The organism is Rhodococcus sp. IEGM 1351, from assembly GCF_030056875.1.
Classification (GTDB): Bacteria; Actinomycetota; Actinomycetes; order Mycobacteriales; family Mycobacteriaceae; genus Rhodococcus_F; species Rhodococcus_F opacus.
The window spans coordinates 55157-73083 of sequence record NZ_JASHKU010000033.1 but is presented as its reverse complement, the minus strand read 5'-3'; the positions used below and the strand labels follow the sequence as shown (position 1 = coordinate 73083).

Annotated in this window: 16 protein-coding genes; 9 read left to right on the top strand and 7 right to left on the bottom strand. The window is 68.7% G+C overall.

The window, feature by feature from the left end:
* Positions 1–81: 81 nt before the first annotated feature.
* Positions 82–1470, top strand: a complete 1389-nt coding sequence (locus QM806_RS36110; protein ID WP_283294573.1) for an aspartate aminotransferase family protein — start codon at positions 82–84, stop codon at positions 1468–1470.
* A gap of 259 nt (positions 1471–1729) precedes the next feature.
* On the opposite strand, the gene QM806_RS36105 is transcribed toward QM806_RS36110, so the two are convergent.
* Together QM806_RS36105 and QM806_RS36100 are read right to left on the bottom strand one after the other, a co-directional pair.
* Positions 1730–2350 carry a 5-oxoprolinase subunit B family protein gene (locus QM806_RS36105; RefSeq protein ID WP_005265166.1) on the bottom strand — a complete coding sequence of 207 codons (621 nt, stop codon included), beginning with the start codon at positions 2348–2350 and terminating at the stop codon, positions 1730–1732.
* Positions 2350–3108 (bottom strand): LamB/YcsF family protein, encoded by a 759-nt coding sequence (locus QM806_RS36100; RefSeq protein ID WP_005574154.1) that lies wholly within the window; start codon positions 3106–3108, stop codon positions 2350–2352. Before QM806_RS36100 ends, QM806_RS36105 begins: the two co-directional genes overlap by 1 nt.
* 128 nt (positions 3109–3236) lie before the next feature.
* Between QM806_RS36100 and QM806_RS36095 the strand changes: the two genes are divergently transcribed.
* The 4 genes from QM806_RS36095 (at position 3237) to QM806_RS36080 (ending at position 6163) form a co-directional block, all read left to right on the top strand.
* A complete protein-coding gene (locus tag QM806_RS36095) occupies positions 3237–4394 on the top strand; it encodes a hypothetical protein (RefSeq protein ID WP_054248479.1) in 1158 nt (385 codons plus the stop codon).
* A complete protein-coding gene (locus QM806_RS36090) occupies positions 4391–5152 on the top strand; it encodes an ESX secretion-associated protein EspG (RefSeq protein WP_283294570.1) in 762 nt (253 codons plus the stop codon). The genes QM806_RS36095 and QM806_RS36090 overlap by 4 nt, the downstream gene beginning before the upstream one ends.
* Positions 5153–5216: 64 nt before the next feature.
* Complete coding sequence (locus QM806_RS36085; RefSeq protein WP_005566096.1) at positions 5217–5630, top strand: hypothetical protein; 414 nt, start codon at positions 5217–5219, stop codon at positions 5628–5630.
* Positions 5627–6163, top strand: a complete 537-nt coding sequence (locus tag QM806_RS36080) for a DUF3558 domain-containing protein (RefSeq protein ID WP_005566095.1) — start codon at positions 5627–5629, stop codon at positions 6161–6163. The genes QM806_RS36085 and QM806_RS36080 overlap by 4 nt, the downstream gene beginning before the upstream one ends.
* 7 nt (positions 6164–6170) lie before the next feature.
* Here QM806_RS36080 and QM806_RS36075 read toward each other — a convergent pair whose 3' ends face one another.
* Genes QM806_RS36075 through QM806_RS36065 form a run of 3 tightly spaced genes read right to left on the bottom strand, consistent with a single transcriptional unit; the run spans position 6171 to position 8909 of the window.
* Positions 6171–7064: a metal ABC transporter permease gene (locus QM806_RS36075; RefSeq protein ID WP_005265172.1), complete on the bottom strand. Its 894-nt coding sequence runs from the start codon at positions 7062–7064 to the stop codon at positions 6171–6173.
* A complete protein-coding gene (locus tag QM806_RS36070; protein ID WP_005265173.1) occupies positions 7061–7939 on the bottom strand; it encodes a metal ABC transporter ATP-binding protein in 879 nt (292 codons plus the stop codon). Before QM806_RS36070 ends, QM806_RS36075 begins: the two co-directional genes overlap by 4 nt.
* 13 nt (positions 7940–7952) lie before the next feature.
* Positions 7953–8909, bottom strand: coding sequence for a metal ABC transporter solute-binding protein, Zn/Mn family (locus QM806_RS36065; RefSeq protein WP_169694676.1), 957 nt, complete (start codon positions 8907–8909; stop codon positions 7953–7955).
* A 138-nt stretch (positions 8910–9047) separates the two neighbouring features.
* Here QM806_RS36065 and QM806_RS36060 point away from each other — a divergent pair, with 138 nt between their 5' ends.
* On the top strand, positions 9048–10136 hold the full coding sequence (locus QM806_RS36060; RefSeq protein WP_265146966.1) for a LacI family DNA-binding transcriptional regulator: 1089 nt from the start codon (positions 9048–9050) through the stop codon (positions 10134–10136).
* Positions 10137–10155: 19 nt separating this feature from the next.
* Here QM806_RS36060 and otsB read toward each other — a convergent pair whose 3' ends face one another.
* Both otsB and kstR read right to left on the bottom strand, forming a co-directional pair.
* Positions 10156–12696: a trehalose-phosphatase gene (otsB, locus tag QM806_RS36055; protein WP_005566091.1), complete on the bottom strand. Its 2541-nt coding sequence runs from the start codon at positions 12694–12696 to the stop codon at positions 10156–10158.
* Between the two features lie 68 nt (positions 12697–12764).
* Entirely contained in the window at positions 12765–13403 is a 639-nt protein-coding gene (gene kstR, locus QM806_RS36050) for a cholesterol catabolism transcriptional regulator KstR (protein WP_005566090.1), read from the bottom strand.
* A 94-nt stretch (positions 13404–13497) separates the two neighbouring features.
* Here kstR and QM806_RS36045 point away from each other — a divergent pair, with 94 nt between their 5' ends.
* The 3 genes from QM806_RS36045 to QM806_RS36035 all read left to right on the top strand — a co-directional run bounded on the left by QM806_RS36045 (position 13498) and on the right by QM806_RS36035 (position 17922).
* Complete coding sequence (locus QM806_RS36045) at positions 13498–15663, top strand: acyl-CoA dehydrogenase family protein (protein WP_167116458.1); 2166 nt, start codon at positions 13498–13500, stop codon at positions 15661–15663.
* 82 nt (positions 15664–15745) lie between these two features.
* Entirely contained in the window at positions 15746–16786 is a 1041-nt protein-coding gene (locus tag QM806_RS36040; protein ID WP_283294566.1) for an acyl-CoA dehydrogenase family protein, read from the top strand.
* Positions 16771–17922: an acyl-CoA dehydrogenase family protein gene (locus QM806_RS36035; RefSeq protein WP_005566085.1), complete on the top strand. Its 1152-nt coding sequence runs from the start codon at positions 16771–16773 to the stop codon at positions 17920–17922. The genes QM806_RS36040 and QM806_RS36035 overlap by 16 nt, the downstream gene beginning before the upstream one ends.
* The last annotated feature ends 5 nt before the right edge of the window (positions 17923–17927 follow it).

Sequence of the window (17927 nt, the reverse complement as noted above, 5' to 3'; positions counted from 1 at the left end):
CACCCGCTGGCTCGACCCCAGCCACGGCGGACTCAACCTCGGCTTCCCCCAGAACAACTGAGCCGGAAAGGACCTACGGTCATGACGACGACAGTCTCCCCGGAACTTTTGCCTACCGGTCAGTCTCTCGACGTGGCCCGTGTCGAAGGGGAGCGCGCGTATGCCCTCGACCGGGCGCACGTGTTCCACTCGTGGTCCGCGCAGGAGCAGATCACCCCGATGACGATCCTCGCGTCCGAGGGTTCGTATGTGTGGGACGGTGCCGGGAACCGCATGCTCGACTTCTCGTCCCAGCTCGTCAACACGAACATCGGGCACCAGCACCCCAAAGTCGTTGCCGCCATCCAGGACCAGGCCGCGAAGCTGTGCACCATCGCACCGCAGTACGTGAACGACGCCCGCTCCGAGGCCGCGCGACTTATCGCCGAGCGGACCCCGGGTGACCTGAACAAGGTGTTCTTCACCAACGGCGGCGCCGACGCCAACGAGCATGCGGTGCGCATGGCTCGGCTGCACACCGGCCGCTACAAGGTGCTGTCGCGGTACCGCTCGTACCACGGCGGCACGGACACCGCGATCAACCTCACCGGCGATCCGCGCCGGTGGCCCAACGACTACGGCAACAGCGGAGTCGTCCACTTCCACGGACCGTTCCTGTACCGGTCGCAGTTCCACTCGGAGAACGAGCAGCAGGAAACCGAGCGCGCGCTCGAGCACCTCGACCAGCTGATCCGCCTCGAGGGGCCGGACTCGATTGCAGCGATCGTGCTCGAATCGGTTCCCGGGACCGCGGGGATCATGGTGCCCCCGCCCGGTTACATGGCCGGTGTCCGCGAAATCTGCGACCGCTACGGCATCGTGTTCATCGCCGACGAGGTGATGTCCGGTTTCGGCCGGACCGGAAAGTGGTTCGCGATCGACCATTTCGGTGTCGTTCCCGACCTGATCACGTTCGCGAAGGGGGTCAACTCCGGGTACGTCCCGCTCGGTGGTGTCGCGATCAGCGAGAAGATCGCGGCGACGTTCGCCAACCGGCCGTACCCCGGCGGGCTTACCTATTCGGGACATCCGCTCGCCACTGCAGCCGCAGTCGCGACGATCAACGTGATGGAGGACGAGGGGATCGTCGAGAACGCGGCCCGGATCGGCAGCGAGATCCTCGGTCCCGGACTGCGTGGCCTGACCGACCGGCACCCGTCGATCGGTGAAGTCCGCGGACTCGGCGTGTTCTGGGCGATCGAACTCGTCGCCGACCGTGCCACGAAGGAACCGCTCGCTCCGTACGGCACCTCCAGTCCGGCGATGAACGAGGTGATCGCGGCGTGCAAGGCAGGAGGATTGCTGCCGTTTGCCAACTTCAATCGCATTCACGCCGTGCCTCCGTGCACCGTCACCGAGGCCGAGGCCCGCGAAGGACTCGCGATCCTCGACACGGTTCTCGACATCGCGGACGCGCACCGCAACTCCTGACACACCCCGTCTGCCGGCACACGCGTGTCCCGACACTCGATCCGTCCCGCGGTCAATGGCGCCCGCGGGGCGGATCTTTCTCGTTTTCCACGACAACACACGGCGCCCGGATCTCAACGGAGAGAATCTATGAGCTCGACCACGTCCACGCTCGCACTGTCCCTGCCGGAAGGCTATGTCGAAGAACAGGATCGGCCGCCGGCTCCATCGTCGGGGGAGCCCGGAGATGCGCCCGTGAGTACTTATTAACGTCGGGCGGTTAATAAGTACTCACGGGCGCGAAGCGCACGACGACGCCGGGGCGGAGCAGGGCGGGGGGAGTGCGTTCGGCATCCCAGATCGGTTCGTCGGTGGTGCCGATGAGTTGCCACCCGCCGGGCGAGCTGCGGGGATAGATTCCCGTGAACTCCCCGCCCAGAGCCACGGTCCCGGCGGAGACCGAGGTCCGAGGCGTCGACCGGCGCGGCACGTGCAGTTCGGGTGCGCCGCCGGTGAGGTAGCCGAAACCAGGTGCGAAGCCGCAGAACGCCACCGTCCACGGAGTTCCGGTGTGTGCGGCGACGACGCCGTCGACACCGAGACCGGTCAGCTCGGCCACGTCCTCCAAGTCGGGACCGTCGTAGCGCACGTCTATCCGGATCTCATCGGGCGCATCCTCGGCGACCGTCGCCTCCGATTCCGTGGTCCGCACCCACTTGGCGACGCGGTCACGGCTGGTCGCGCCGTGGTCGAACCGCACCAGGATGGTGCGCGCCGCCGGAATCACCTCCACGACCCCGGGTGGCCGAGAGCCGTCCAGCGCACGAAAATGCGCGAGCACGGTGCCGAGATCCTCGAACTCGGCGAGGACCGCGCTTTCTCCGACGTCGAGGATGCGCATCACACGAACGGCTCCACCGTGATGCCCTCGGTGTCGAGCAACGACCGGATGGCGGTGGCCATCTCGACGGCTGCGGGCGTATCGCCGTGGACGCAGACGGATTCGGCGGTGACCGCGAGGACCGTGCCGTCGACCGCTTCGAGGGTGTGATCGACGACGAGCCTGAGGACCCGTTCGGCCACCACCGCGGGATCGTGCAGGACGGCCCCGTCCGTCGTGCGCGGCACCAGTGTCCCCTCGGGTGTGTACGCGCGGTCGGCGAACGCCTCGGTGACCGTCCGCAGTCCGGCCTTCTCGGCCTCCTCGAGGAACGCCGAACCGGGCAGGCCGAGGACGGGCAGCGACTCGTCGTACGCGCTGACCGCCGCGACCACCGCGCGGGCCTGCTCGCGGTGGTGGACGATCGCGTTGTACAGCGCGCCGTGCGGTTTCACGTACGCCACCGCCGAGCCGGAAACCTGGGCGAGACCGTCGAGGGCGCCGATCTGATAGACGACGTCGGCCGTCAGGTCGCGTGGGGCGATGTCGATGAACCGGCGTCCGAACCCGGCGAGGTCGTGGTAGCCCACCTGGGCGCCGATCCGGACCGTCAGCTCGGACGCCGCCGAACAGGTGGCCGACAGGGTGGCGGGATCGCCCGCATGAAAACCGCAGGCCACGTTGGCGCTGGTCACGAGCTTCAGCATCGCCAGGTCGTCGCCGAGGGTCCAGGCGCCGTAGCTCTCGCCGAGGTCGCTGTTCAGATCGATTGCCGGCACATATTCGATACTAGGGTTCCGAGTGCCGTCTTGTAGATTCTCTCGCGGGGGCGGGCGGAACCGGTGAGGGTCCTGCTGCGTCAGAACAATTGACCGTGCGTGGTGACTGCGCCATCGGAGGGGGAAACGTGACCGACCCGGCATACATCAAGGATCCCGAGAACTTTCACTCGGACCAGTGGGATCACGCGAGGATTGCCAGCGCCGTCGCCGGCATGAATGTCGAGCACGTCAGCGGCATCGCACGAGCCTGGACCGAACTGGGGACGACGGCCCACGATGCGATCGTCGAGTTCAGCGACGCGATCAAGAAGGCGATCAACGAGAGTTGGCACGGTGCTGCCGCATCGGCGGCCTACGGAGAGACCGAGCGGTACTCGACCTCCGCGCCGCAGGCGCAGGAACAACTTCACGGAGTGGCGGACGCGCTGACGCCGCTGGCGGAGACGGTGGCGTCGCTTCGGTCGCAGGTTCCCGAAACCATCGGCACCGGACTGTGGGACAAGTTGACGCCCTGGGACACGGACACCGAGGACGAGTACTACCGGCGCGACGGCGAAGCGCGCGAGAAGATGGCCACGATCTACAACCCCGGACTCGCGACCTCGGACGGCAACGTCCCGTCGTTCACGAAGCCGGAGAGCATCGTCGACGTTCCTTCGGGTCCGGGCGGGCCCGGTGTCGACTACGCGAGCGGCACCCCGAGTTCGAGCGATCGCTTCGGCGGACTGAACACCGGGCAGCCGAATACCGGCGTCGTTCCCGTCAGCGACCCGTCCGCCGAGCCTGGTGTGGACGGCGCACCCGCTGCGGACGGCACGCAGGAGAATGCAGCAACCGCGCCGTCGGCTGCCACTACACCGGCGACGACGGCCCCGGCCTCGGTGACGGGGGATCAGGCACAGAGCCGGTCGGGCGTGCCTTCCAGCGCCGATACATCCTCGGGTGCCGGCTCGCGATCCGCAGGTGTGGGTGGGGGTTCCGGTGGCGGCGGACTGGGAGTCGGCGGACTCGGCGGTGGTGTCGGCGCCGGGAATCAGCCGGGGGCCGTGGCCCGGCCCGGCACCGCACCCGGGGTCGCGGGGGGCAACGCCGGAGGTCGCGCGGGCGCCGGAATGCGGGGTACCGGCCCGATGGGTGGGGGAATGATGGGCGGCGGAGGAGCCGGCAGGGGTGGCGGCGAGGACAAGGAACACAAGACGCCCGACTACCTGATCACCCTCGACAACGGTAACGAGTTGATCGGCAAACTGCCCCTCGTCTCACCGCCGGTGATCGGCGCATGAACATGCGCAATTGGCGGCTGCGTCCCGAACTGTTCGACGCACTGTGGGCCGGCACCGGGCAGGATCGCACCCCGTACCCGCTCCGGATCGTGAGCGCGCACCCCGGGCTCAATGCATATGTCGCCGAGCAGAACCGGATACGCGAAGCCTTCGCTGGATCCGAGCACGACGATGTGAGGTCGGCGTTGGACGTGCTCGCCGAACCCGAGGTGTATGTCGAGGTCTCAGGTTCAACCGCCGACGAGACCCCGATCCGCATCATCGGTGCGCAACACCGGCAATGGGTGGTGATCGCTTCGCAACTCCCCGGCCGGGCACCGCAGATCGGTGGCGACGTGGTGATCGGCGCCGGTGCGGCCGGGCGACTGGGCGCCCAACTGATCGGGCTGATCCCACAGAACGCCGCCGGCCGGCGCCGGTTCCAGCGGCGGGACGCGGAGGACGCCCACTTCTCCCAGGGAATCCTGCAGGAGGTCAACCGGGTGGCCCCCGCCCCGCGACTCGAATCTGCCGTGCAGAAGGGATACGCGGGCCGCGGGAAGATCCGGGTCTTCCGCGGCCCCCGCTACGGCAGCGGCAGGGACGTCGGCGTCATGCAATGGATCGACATCGCCGGCGACGGACGCTACGTGATCGGACCGCACGATCCCGCCGCCGCGCACCCGGCAGGCCCCGAACAGCTCGTATCGTCGCTCGACACCCTGATCAGGGTCGGTACCACTCCCCGAGCAGGGGCGGTCGGTGCCCGCGGTTGGTAGATTGCCACGCGCCGGGCGATTGCACAGGTGGGGACACAGCAGGACACACGGAGGGGACACCGACATGGCGGGGCCAGAAGCACCGGAAGCCGGATGGAAGGCTTTCACCGAGAACGTCGTCGGGGGAGGCAGGCTCGAACTCGACCCCGCAGGCATAGAGCAGTGCATCAAGCTGTGCGATGACCACGCGCGGCGCATGGGGGAACTCGCAAACCGGGCGCGCCACGAACTGCGCGCAACGGACTTGGGTATCGGTGAGAAAGACATCGAGTCCGCGCGGGAGTTGGCGCGCAAATTCGACGAGAAAGCAATCGGGGGAGGTGGCATCGGCATAGCGAACACTGCGGTCGGATTGCTCACCGCGCATCAGTCGTACGTGAAGGATATGAAATCGATGTTCGAAGCAGTTCTCGCCAGCTATACCGCGCAGGATGATGCCATCGCTGCAAGCCTCGGAACCGCAGGATCTGAGCTGTGAATACTCGCGTCCGGCGCTTCGCATTGCCGTTCGTAATTGCCATGGGCGTATTGGTCGCTGGTGGCTGTGCGGAGCCGGTCGGCGGACAGGCGGACGAGACGCCAGTTCCTGAGATCACATTCCATCCGTGCGACGGATTCTCCTCGGAAGCCCTCGCGGCTGTCCGCCTGGATGCCCGGCCACCCGACCGCATGCCGGATCGCGACAATCCCCAGAACTTCGGCTGCGGATTTCAGTCGCAAGATTCGTATTCAGGGATCGTCGTTTCGGCAATCGGTGAAGCGCCCGACAGCGTGAGGAGCGACGACCGCTTCGACGTCCTGAGTGAGACCGAGATCGGCGGGCGGCGTGCTCTGGTGTCGGATTTCCGCGGCGGTAGTGCGTGCACGGTGTCGGTGGCGATCGAGCCGGGGATTCTCGAGTTCATGATCGGGTACAGCGAGTTGGAGGATTTCACAACAGTCGACGCGGCGTGCGATCAGGCGACGAGGGTGGCGACGACGTTGGCGCCTTATTTCCCCGACCACTTGTAGGGCGGGCTCAGTGCGTGTGTGCGTGGGTGGGGGTGATGCGTCCGGCGTTCTTGCGCCGTGAGGATCCGCTGAGCCGGCACACGAGGTAGATGACGAACGAGATCGTGGTGACGAAGCTCGATACGGGCACTCCGGGTGCGAGGGACAGCAGGATGCCGCCGACGGCGGCGAGTTCGGCGAACACGATCGACAGGATCGTGGCCTTCAGTGGGCTGGCGGTGACGTAGGCGGCGGCTGCGGCGGGGGTGATGAGCAGCGCCATCACCAGCAGCGCCCCGACGATCTGGACGCCGAGGGCGGCTGTGATGCCGACGAGGACGGCGAACACGATCGACAGTGCACGCACCGGGACGCCGCGGGCCTCGGCGACGTCGGGGTCGGTGCTCGCGAAGAGGAGGGGGCGGTAGATCAGGCCGAGGACGCCGATGACCAGCACGGCGCAGAGCAGCAGCAGCTGGAGGCCGCTGTCTCCGGGTGCCACGATCTGGCCGATCAGCAGGGAGAAGCTGGTGCCGGTGCGCCCTTGGTACGACCAGATGAACAGCACCGACAGACCGAGCCCGAATGCCATGATCACGCCGATCACGGAGTCGCGGTCGCGGGCCTTCGCGCCGAGCAGCCCGAACAGGACCGCTGCGACCACCGACCCGGCGATGGCGCCGGCCCCGACGCTGACGCCGATGAGCAGGGCCGCCGACGCGCCGGTCAGCGACAGCTCGCTCGTGCCGTGCACGGCGAACGACATCTGCCTGCTCACGATCAGCGGTCCGATCGCTCCTGCCAGCAGGCCGAGGATGGCGCCGGCGATCAACGCTTGCTGGACGAAGTCGTACTGCAGGAGGTCGACGGTGGCCGAGACGTCGAACATGCGTGACATCGCGTCGGTGAATTTGTTGCTCATGCGTGCCCCTCGTCCGTGTGGTGCACACCTTCACCGGGGCGGAGGCCGCCCGCGCTGCCGAGCGCGTCGATGGCGTCGCCGGTGCCGATCACGACGAGGCGGCCGCGTACGTGCAGCACCTCGACGTCGGTGCGGTACAGCTCGGACAGCACCTCCGACGTCATGACCTCTTCGGGTTTGCCGATGCGGAACTGTCCGTCGACGAGGTAGAGCACGCGGTCGACGAGGGGGAGGATCGGGTTGATCTCGTGGGTGACGAACAGCACCGCGGTGTCGTGGGTGCGGCGCCGCCGGTCGATGAGTCCCGACACGAGATTCTGGTTGGCCAGGTCGAGGCTGAGCAGCGGTTCGTCGCACAGCAGGATCTGGGGGTTGCCGACGAGGGCCTGCGCGATACGCAGTCGTTGCTGCTCACCGCCGGACATGGAACCGATCGGGGCGTCCGCGTAGTTCTGGGCGCCGACTTCGGCGACGGCCGCGTCGACGATGGCCCGGCGCCGGCCTCGCCGGAGGATGCCGGTTCCCCACTGGTGGCCGTCGACGCCGAGCCCGACGAGGTCGCGGCCCCGCAGCGGCAGCCCGTCGTCGAGTGACTTCTGCTGGGGGATGTACCCGACGTGCGAATTGCCCTTCCGCGCCGGGGATCCGGCGATGCGCGCGGTGCCGGAGCTGAGGGCGAGCTGGCCGAGCAGCACCTTCAGCAGCGACGTCTTGCCCGACCCGTTGGGTCCGAGGACGGCGACGAATTCGCCGGGTTCCACGGTGAGGTCGAGGTTCTGCCAGAGTGTGCGTTCGCCGAAGGACAGTCGCGCCCCCGTCAATTCCAGTGCGGGGACGTGACCGTTGCCGGCGTTCTTCGAAGTGGGTTCTGTCACAAGCCGATCAGTTCTATTGCAGAGCCGCAGCAAGCGACTCGGCGGTGTTGGTCTGCCACTGAATGTAGTCCAGGCCTTCGGGCAGGGTTTCGGTCACCTCGACGACGGGGATGCCCGCCGACTCGGCCGTGGCCCGCACGTCCTGGGTGACCCGGTCCTGTGTCTGCACGTTGTAGACGAGGGCCTGCACCTGCTTGTCGGTGAGCAGCTGTCGCGTCGTGGCGATGGCGGCGGGTGCGGGGTCGTTGCCGTTCTCGATGGCGCTCGTGAAGTCGGGCGGGGTGACGTCCTTCAGGCCCGCGGACTGCAGCAGGTAGTAGGCGATCGGTTCGGTCTGGGCGACAGGTGCGTCTTTGTGCGCTGCCGCGATGCCGTCGGTGATCGCGGAGATCTGCTCGAGCTGGCCGTGGAAGGTGGCGGCGTTGGCCTGGTAGGCGTCGGCGTTGTCGGGGTCGAGTTGGCCGAGCTTGTCCGCGATGGACTGCGCGGTGGCGTCGACGGTGTCGACGTCGAACCACACATGTTCGTTCACGTCGCCGTGGTCGTGGCCCTCGGGCGAGTCACCGCCGTCCGAGTGCTCGTCCTCGCCCGCGTGCGCGCCGCCCTCGAGGAGGTCGAACGCGTTGACCGTGAGCTGGTCGCTGTTGCCGGTGCCGATGATGTCGTCGACGAAGTGGTCGTACCCGCCGCCGTTGTACACGATAAGGGAGGCGTCGGTGAGCTCGGCGGCGTCGGTGGGGCTTGCCTCGAACGAGTGCGGGTCGGACGACGGTTCGGTGATGATCGAGGTGACGTCCACCTTGTCGCCGGCGACGGCCTGCGCGACGCTGCCCCACACGTTCGTCGACGCGACGACCGTCAGTGTGCCGTCGCCGGTCGTGTCGGAGCCGCATGCGGTGAGGGTGAGGGCCGCGGCGAACGACAGCCCGACGGCCGCCGTGGCGGCACGAAAACCTGAGGAAGCGCGCACAGAAAACTCCTGACCGAAGACGAACGCTAAACGCTATTGGAAACCGTTACCGTTGCACTTTAGCGGATAGGTCCTGGTAGTGCACTTTCGGTGCAGCCCCGACGCGCCCGAACGCGGGCCAGGTACTAACGTCCCCCTATGCCCAGGTCTCGACAGCCTCGTCGCCAAGCCACGCTGGCGTCGCTCGCGGCCGAGCTCAATATTTCGCGAACGACCGTGTCCAACGCTTACAACCGGCCGGATCAACTCTCCGCGGAACTGCGCGACCGGGTGCTGCAGGCGGCGAAGCGCCGCGGCTACCCCGGCCCCGACCCGGTGGCCCGATCCCTGCGCACCCGCAAGGCTGGTGCCGTCGGACTGCTGCTCACCGAGGCCCTCAGCTACTCCTTCCGCGACCCCGCCGCGATGAGCTTTCTGTCCGGACTGGCCGAGTCGTGCGAGGCCGCCGGGCAGGGTCTGCTTCTGATTCCGGCGGGCCCGGGTCGGGAGGAGGCGGACGCCGCCGCGGTCGTGCAGCAGGCGGGCGTCGACGGGTTCGTCGTGTACTCGGTGGCGGACGACGACCCGTACCTCGCGGCGGTGTGCGAGCGTCACCTGCCGATGGTCGTGTGCGATCAGCCCCGGGAGATCCCGGGTGCGTCGCTCGTCGGCATCGACGACCGCGGCGCGATGCGGGGCCTCGCCGACTATCTGATCGGGCTCGGCCACCGCGACATCGGCGTGCTGAGCATGAGGCTGGGGCGTGACCGCTCGGACGGGGTCGCCGATGCCGAGCGTTTGCGGTCACCGAACTTCCACGTCCAGCGCGAACGCATCGAGGGAGTGCGCGACGCCATGTCCGACGCCGGCCTGGACCCTCGGACGCTGACCGTCGTCGAGCGGTTCGAGCACACCGGCAAGTCGGGGCACGCCGCTGCCGCGCAGGCACTCGGTGTGAATCCGCGGATCACCGCACTCGTGTGCATCACCGACGTCCTCGCGCTCGGCGCGCTGGACTGGGCGCGCTGGCAGGGCATCGACGTGCCCGGCAGGCTGTCGATCACCGGATTCGACGGAGTCGACGACGCACTGCGCGAGGGGCTGACCACCGTCCGGCAACCCCAGGAGGAGAAGGGTCGCCGGGCAGGCGCCCTGCTCATGTCCCCGTCGCACTCCGGCGTCGCGACCGTCGAGATGCTCGAGACCGAACTGCTGCGGGGTTCGACGGCCGGGCCCGTCAAGCGCTGACCCGGCCCTCCCATACGCGCTAGGCCAGGAGCTGAGCGCAGCGCAGCAGTCCCAGGTGGCTGTACGCCTGGGGGTGGTTGCCCAGCGACCGCTCGGCCACGGGGTCGTACTCCTCGCTGAGCAGTCCGGTCGGCCCGGCGGCGTCGACCAGTTGCGCGAACAACGCCTCCGCCTGCGACCGCTGACCGATCAGCAGGTACGCCTCGACCAGCCACGCAGCGCAGAGGTGGAACCCACCCTCGGTGCCGGGCAGTCCGTCGTCGTGGTGGTACCGGTACACGGTCGAACCGCTGCGCAATTCCGCCTCGGTGGCCGTGACGGTGGCGGCGAACTTCTCGTCGGACGGGTCGATCAGCCCCGACAGCCCGATGTACAGGGTGGCGGCGTCGAGGTCGGTGCCGTCGTAGGCGGCGGTGAACGAGCGGACCTCGTCCTTCCAGCCCTTCTCGCGCACCTCCTCGGCGATCTTGTCGCGCAACGGCGTCCAGCCGGGCTCGACGTCGCGGCCGAAGTGCTCGGCCAACGCCACCGCGCGGTCGACGGTGACCCAGCCCATCACCTTGGAGTACACGTGGTGACGCGGGTTGTCGCGGATCTCCCAGATGCCGTGATCGGGTTCGAACCAGCGACGTTCGACGGCCTCGACCATCGCGCAGACCAGTTCCCAGTCGCGGTCGTTGAGCGCCACCTCGACGCCCTGCTTCTCGCGGGCGTGGGACAGGTCGTGGATGAGCTCGACGATGGGTCCGAACACGTCGAGTTGCACCTGCTGGTTGGCCGCGTTACCGATGCGCACCGGCCGCGAGCCCGCGTAGCCGGGCAGCGAGTCGATGACGGCCTCGGGCGGCAGACCGCCACCGTGCAGCGTGTAGAGGGGGTGCAGGCGTTCGGGGCCGGGCAGCGTCTCGAGGACGTCGTGCACCCAGTCGAGGTAGCCCTCGGCCTCGCTGAGGGAACCGAGACTGACGAGCGCGGACGCGGTGAGCGCCGCGTCACGCAGCCAGCAGTAGCGGTAGTCCCAGTTGCGGACGCCGCCGATTTCCTCGGGCAGCGAGGTGGTGGCGGCCGCCATGATCGCTCCGGAGTCGACGTGCACCAGGCCGCGGAGGGTGAGCGCGGAGCGCTTCATCAGGTCGGGTTTGAGCGTGGGCAGGGTGAGGCTCTTCGCCCAGTCCGACCAGTACGATTCGGCCAGTGCGCGGCGCTCCTCCTCGGGCGTCTCCGACGGTCCGAGTTCTTCGGTGCCGCACCGCAATTCCAGGACGACATCGCCGCCGGACGGGTCGACGACAGCATGCGCGGTCTGCTGGTTGCCGTCGGACGTGACGTTCCACTGCACGCCGGGGGAGCGCAGCACGATCGGCTCGTTGGTGCCGTGCACCCGCAGTCCCTCGGAGACCGCCTCGAGGATGACCTGGCCCTGCCCGAACTCGGGCCGCGGTGCGAACGTCACGACGGCGGCGGCCTGCCCGCTGATCACCCGGGTCAGGTCGGTGCGGCCCTGGCGGACGTCGTGCGGCAGGTAGTCGGTGACGGACAGGCTGGCCCACCGTGTCTGCACGGTCATGGTGCTGTCGATGTACCGCTGGCTCAGCGGCAGCGCACTCCGGTGCGGGCCGACGCTGAAGTGGCCGGCTTCCGGTCCGCCGAGCAGATGCGCGAACACGGACGCCGAGTCGGGTTCGGGATGACACAGCCAGGTGAGGGTCGCGTCGGGGGTGACGAGGGCGACGGTCCGCGGGCTGGCGAGCATGGTGAGGCGCTCGATCGGCGGGGCGTGTGCCCCGGACAGCCAGGTGCGGCGCTCGTCGAGCAGGAACGCGAGGGCCGTGGCCACGTCTTCGGTGGTCGACACCCGGAATTCGGCGAGGCTTTCGCCGGGGCCCACCTTCACGCCGAGGTCGGGGCCCTGGAGGCGGGCGAACGCCTTCTCGTCGGTGACGTCGTCGCCGACGAAGACGGCTGCCGTCGCACCGTCCTGGTGGCGGATCAGGTCGAGTGCGTGGCCCTTGTCGGTGGCGACGACGGCCAGTTCGATGACGGACTTGCCCTCGGTTACCTGCACGCCCACCCGCTGTCCGGCGTCGGCGCGCACCGCGGCCAGGGCCAGGGCGCCTTCCTCCGCATCGGCGTTGCGGACGTGGAGGGCGACGCTCGCCGGCTTCGCTTCCACCGACGTGCCGGCGTGCAGCGTGGCGATCCGGGTGAGTTCCTCGGTGATCTCACCGAGAAGTTTCTTGGCGTCGGCGTCGATCGCATGGATGAACCCGATGTCGAATTCCGAGCCGTGGCTGCCGACCAGTTGAACCTCGGCGGGCAGCCGTGACAGCGCGGCGAGGTCCTTGAGTGCTCGGCCCGAGATCACGGCCGCCGTCGTTCCGGCGAGGCTGGCCAGGGCGCGGAGAGCGCGCACCGATTCGGCGTGGGGGAACGCCTTCTCGGGGTCGGAGACGATGGGGGCCATCGTGCCGTCGTAATCGGAAGCGACGAGCAGGCGAGGGGTCCGCGCAACCCGCGAGAGGGCACGACGAAGTTCGATGGGCAGATCATGGGCGCTCACATGTTCAAATCTAGGGGATGTGACGGCTGTGAGCGCGTTGTCGGTCGGGGCTGTGCCCCGATCGCGTCCTATTCGGGTCTGCGGCTTCCGTCACCGAGCAGCAGTTCGACGGTGAGTTCGAGGCGATTCGCGACATCGGTCGCGGACGAGCGGCGGGTGAGCCAGGCCACCAGGTTCGACAGCCACACGTCGGAGATGACGCGGGCGACGGCCAACTGGTCTTCGGTGGGCTCGGTGTCCGTCATCGCGCGGGCGAACAGACGGTCCATCAGCTTGCCCACCTGATCGACCTCGGCGGCGGCGGACGCGTCGGCGAACATGAAGGCGCGCGTCATGGCCTCGGTCAGCAGTGGATCGCGCTGCATGGCCCGGGTGATCTGGCTGAGGATCAGCTGCATCCGCTCGAGCGGGTTCCGGCCCGGCGGGTTCTTTCCCCGCGAGTCGATCCGCTCGAACTCGCGGGCGAGCGCCGACACCAGCAGGTGCACCTTGGACGGGAAGTAGCGGTACAGCGTCCCCACGGCGACGTCGGCGCGTTCGGCGACGGCCCGCATCTGCACGGCTTCGTATCCGCCCTTGGAGGCCAGGGCCAGGGTCGCGTCGAGGATCCGCTTGCGCCGTTCCTTCTGCGCGTTGGAACTGAGATCGTCCTCGCCCAGCGTCGCCGCAGCGACCGTCGTGGACCGTGATCGAGAGCTGGTCGTCATTACCTGTTTTCCTTCGCGCCTTGACTCATGGCCAGGTGTCATATTAGAACACGTTCTAGACGAATGTGTCATTCAGGAGAGGCGGATACCCGTTGTGACAATCGCCACCACCAAGGAACAGAGGGCTGCAGCGGGTTCGATCCAGGCTTGGGCGCGGTCCACGGACCCGCTGGTCACAGTACGGCAAGGACCAGCAGATTCGTGGCGGACGTCGTGGCAGTCCTTCGCCTCGCTCGGAATTTTCTCGGTCGCCGTGCCCGACGCGGTCGGTGGGTCGGGAGCGGAGATCGTCGATCTCGCCGCGATGCTCGAACAGGCCGCGACCGAACTCGTCCCGGGTCCTGTTCTCTCGACCGCTCTCGCCGCGCTCGTCGTCGGCCGCAGCTCCGGCGCCGCCGCGAAACGGTGGTCCGAGGACCTGGCCGACGGCGCGATGCCGTGCGCGGTGGCCCTCGGCAGCAACTCCCCGGTGAACGCGACCCTCGGGGCCGACGGCGGGCTGACGCTCACCGGCGATGCGGGCTTCGCGATCGGCGGGGACACGGGGGTGTCCGTGCTGCTGCCTGCCGACGCGGGTGACGGCGTCGTGTGGTGTCTGGTCGACGGCGAATCCGACGGCCTGCACATCACGGTCGCCGACACGATCGACAAGAGCCGCCCGCTCGCGCGGGTGCGGTGCGATCGTGTGGCGGTCGCGGCCGACCGGGTGCTCGCGGGGGTGCCGGACGGGCTCGTGCCCGACCTCGCCGCGACCCTCGCCGCGGCGGAGGCGTCCGGGATCGCGGCCTGGTGTCTGCGAACGGCGGTGGAGTACGCCAAGATTCGCGAGCAGTTCGGCAAACCGATCGGATCGTTCCAGGCGATCAAGCATCTGTGCGCGGAGATGCTGTGCCGCGTCGAACAGTCCGGTGCGGCGGCGTGGGATGCGGCCGTGGCGGCGGAGGACGCGTGGGAGGCGGACGGCGGCGAGCTGCCGATCGCGGCCGCGGTCGCGGCGTCGATCACGCTCGACGCTGCCGTCGAGACCGCCAAGGACTGCATCCAGGTGCTCGGCGGGATCGGCTTCACCTGGGAACACGACGCGCACTTCTACTTGCGCCGCGCGACGTCGCTGCGGCAGCTGCTCGGCGGCTCCGCTCGCTGGCGGGCGCGGGTCACGGAACTGACGAGGGCAGGCGTTCGCAGACACCTGTCGATCGACCTGACGGGGCTCGACGACGAGCGGGCGCAGATTCGCGCCGAGATCGCCGAGCTGGTGGCGCGCCCGGAGTCGGAGCGGCGTGCGGCTCTCGCGGAATCGGGCTACCTGGCACCGCACTGGCCCGCGCCCTACGGGCGGGGTGCGCGGGCCGCGGAGCAGATCCTGATCGAGGAGGAACTGGCGGCCGCCGGGGTCGGCAGACCCGACCTCGTGATCGGCTGGTGGGCCGTTCCGACGATCCTCGAGCACGGCAGCGCCGAGCAGATCGAGCGTTTCGCGACCCCGACGCTGCGCGGCGAGATCATCTGGTGCCAGCTGTTCAGCGAACCCGGCGCCGGCTCCGACCTCGCGGCGCTCCGGACGTCCGCGGAGAAGGTGGACGGCGGGTGGCGGCTGAACGGTCAGAAGGTGTGGACGTCGAGGGCGCAGGAAGCGGACTGGGCGATCTGCCTGGCCCGCACCGACCGGGACGCGCCCAAGCACAAGGGCATCAGCTACTTCCTCGTCGACATGACGAGCCCCGGCATCACCATCTCGCCGCTGCGCGAGATCACCGGCGACGCCCTGTTCAACGAGGTGTATCTCGAGGACGTGTTCGTGCCGGACGAGCTGGTGGTCGGGAATCTCGGCGACGGCTGGAAACTGGCCCGCACCACGCTGGCGAACGAGCGGGTGGCGATGGGTGGAGGCTCCTCGCTCGGTGCGGCGATGGAGGAACTGCTCGCGCTCGCGGGGGACGGCGACCCGGTGACCGACGACCAGCTCGGGCATCTCATCGGCAACGCGCTCGTCGGCTCGCAGCTCGAACTGCGCACCACCCTCCGGCAGCTGGACGGTCAGGATCCCGGACCCGAATCGAGTGTCCGCAAGCTGGTCGGTGTCCGCCAGCGGCAGGCGGTCGCGGAATTCGCGATGGAACTCGGTGGCGCGGACGGCTGGGTGGAGGGTCCGCTGGCGCGAGAGTTCCTCAACACGCGGTGCCTGTCCATCGCGGGCGGAACGACGCAGATCCTCCTGACGGTCGCGGCCGAACGGATTCTCGGGCTGCCGCGGGGCTGAGCCGCGTCGCGATGGTCTTTCGCGAGGTCCGGGATGGTGATACAACTAGAACACGTTCTAAATTGAAAGTGGGATTGTCAGCGTGGACTTCACTCGAGACGAAACCCAGGAGGCCGTGGCCCAGGTCGCGGCCGGACTGCTGGCCCGCGACCTCGACGGCGACGCCCTCTGGGCCGCTTTCGCCGACGCCGACCTGCTGACCCTCGCACTGCCGGAACGTCTCGGCGGCGAAGGGCTCTCGGTCACCGACGTCGGTGCGCTGCTCACCGAGGTCGGGCGGAAGGCGGCGCAGGTCCCGGCCCTCGCAACGCTCGGATTCGGTGTGCTGCCCATCGTCGCGCTGGGCGACGACGCGCAACAGGACGCACTGCTCACCGGTCTCGTCGACGGCCGCACGTTCACCGCGGCGCTCGCCGAACCCGGGGCGCAGTTCCCGGCACGCCCCTCGGTGACCGCGGTCGCGGACGGTGACGGCTACTCCGTCACCGGGCATGTGCTCGCGGTTCCGTTCGCCGAGCGGGCGCACCGGATCCTCGTGCCCACGGACACCGGGGTGGTGCTGGTGGACCCGGGCGCGGCCGGCGTCACGCTCACACCGACACCCTCGGCGTCGGGGAGCCCCGAATTCGCGATCGCATTCGACGGCGCGCGGGGCGAACTGCTCGCGGCCGGCGACGACGGCGTGCAGACGCTGTACCGCATCGCCCTGGCGTCGATCGGGGCGGTCGCGGACGGCCTGCTGTCGGGCGCAACGGTTCTGGCAGGAGAGCACCTCGCGACGCGCCACCAGTTCGGTAAGCCGCTCGCCACGTTCCAGGCCGTGTCGCAGCAGATCGCCGACGTCTACGTCACGTCCCGCACCCTCCACGTGTCGGCGCTCGCGGCGTCGTGGCGCGTGTCCGAAGGCCTGGACGCTCAGGACGATCTGGACGTGATGGCGTACTGGATCGCCGCCGAAGTGCCTGCCGCCATGCAGGTTCTGCACCACTTGCACGGCGGGGTCGGCGTCGACGTCACGTACCCGCTGCATCGCTACTACTCGACCGCCAAAGACCTGGCCCGCCTCGTGGGCGGCGCCTCGTACCGACTCGACCTCGTGGGGGCCCGGTGTTCATCGATCTGACCGACGAGCAGCGTGAGCTGCAAGCGGAACTGAGGCGCTACTTCTCCGGGCTGATCTCGCCGGCCGAGGCCGAGGTGATGCGCACGGAGCGCCACGGCAGCACCTACCGCGAGGTCATCCGCCGGATGGGCAAGGACGGCTGGCTCGGTGTGGGCTGGCCGGTGGAGTTCGGGGGCCGCGGTTTCGGCGAGATCGAGCAGCAGATCTTCGTCAACGAGGCGACCCGTGCCGACGTGCCGCTGCCCGCGGTCACGTTGCAGACGGTGGGTCCGACGCTGCAGAAGTACGGGACCGAGGAGCAGAAGCGCAAATTCCTGCCTGCGATCCTGGCCGGCGAGGTGCACTTCGCGATCGGCTACACCGAACCGGACGCGGGCACCGACCTCGCGGCGCTGCGGACCACGGCCGCGCGCGTGGGTGACGAGTACATCGTCAACGGGCAGAAGATCTTCACCACCGGCGGTCACGACGCCGACTACCTGTGGCTCGCCGTCCGCACGGGCTCGGCGGATTCGCGTCACCGCGGCATCTCCATCCTGATCATGGACACCAAGGACCCGGGCTACAGCTGGACGCCGATCATCACGTGCGACGGTGCGCATCACGTCAACGCCACCTACTACTCCGACGTCCGGGTTCCCGCGGACATGCTGGTCGGTGAGGAGAATCAGGGCTGGCGACTGATCACCACCCAGCTCAACCACGAACGCGTCATGCTCGGACCGGCAGGCCGGGTGGGAGGTCTCTACGACCGCATCCGCAACTGGGCGGTCGCGCACGAACTGCTCGACGAGCCGGACGTACGTCGCGCGCTCGGCGAAATCCACGCGACGTTCCGCCTCAACGAACTACTCAACTGGCAGGTGGCGTCGAGTGAGGCGGACGCCGTCGACATCGCCGACGCGTCCGCGACGAAAGTGTTCGCCACCGAACGTATTCAGCGCATCGGCCGGCTCGTCGAAGAGATCGTCGGACGCTACGGCGACCCGTCCGAGCCGGAGACCGCCGACCTCATGAGGTGGCTCGACATGCAGGTGAAGCGCAACCTCGTCATCACGTTCGGTGGCGGTGTCAACGAGGTGATGCGCGAGCTGATCGCGACAGCCGGTCTGAAACTTCCCCGAGTCCCGCGATAGGAGCG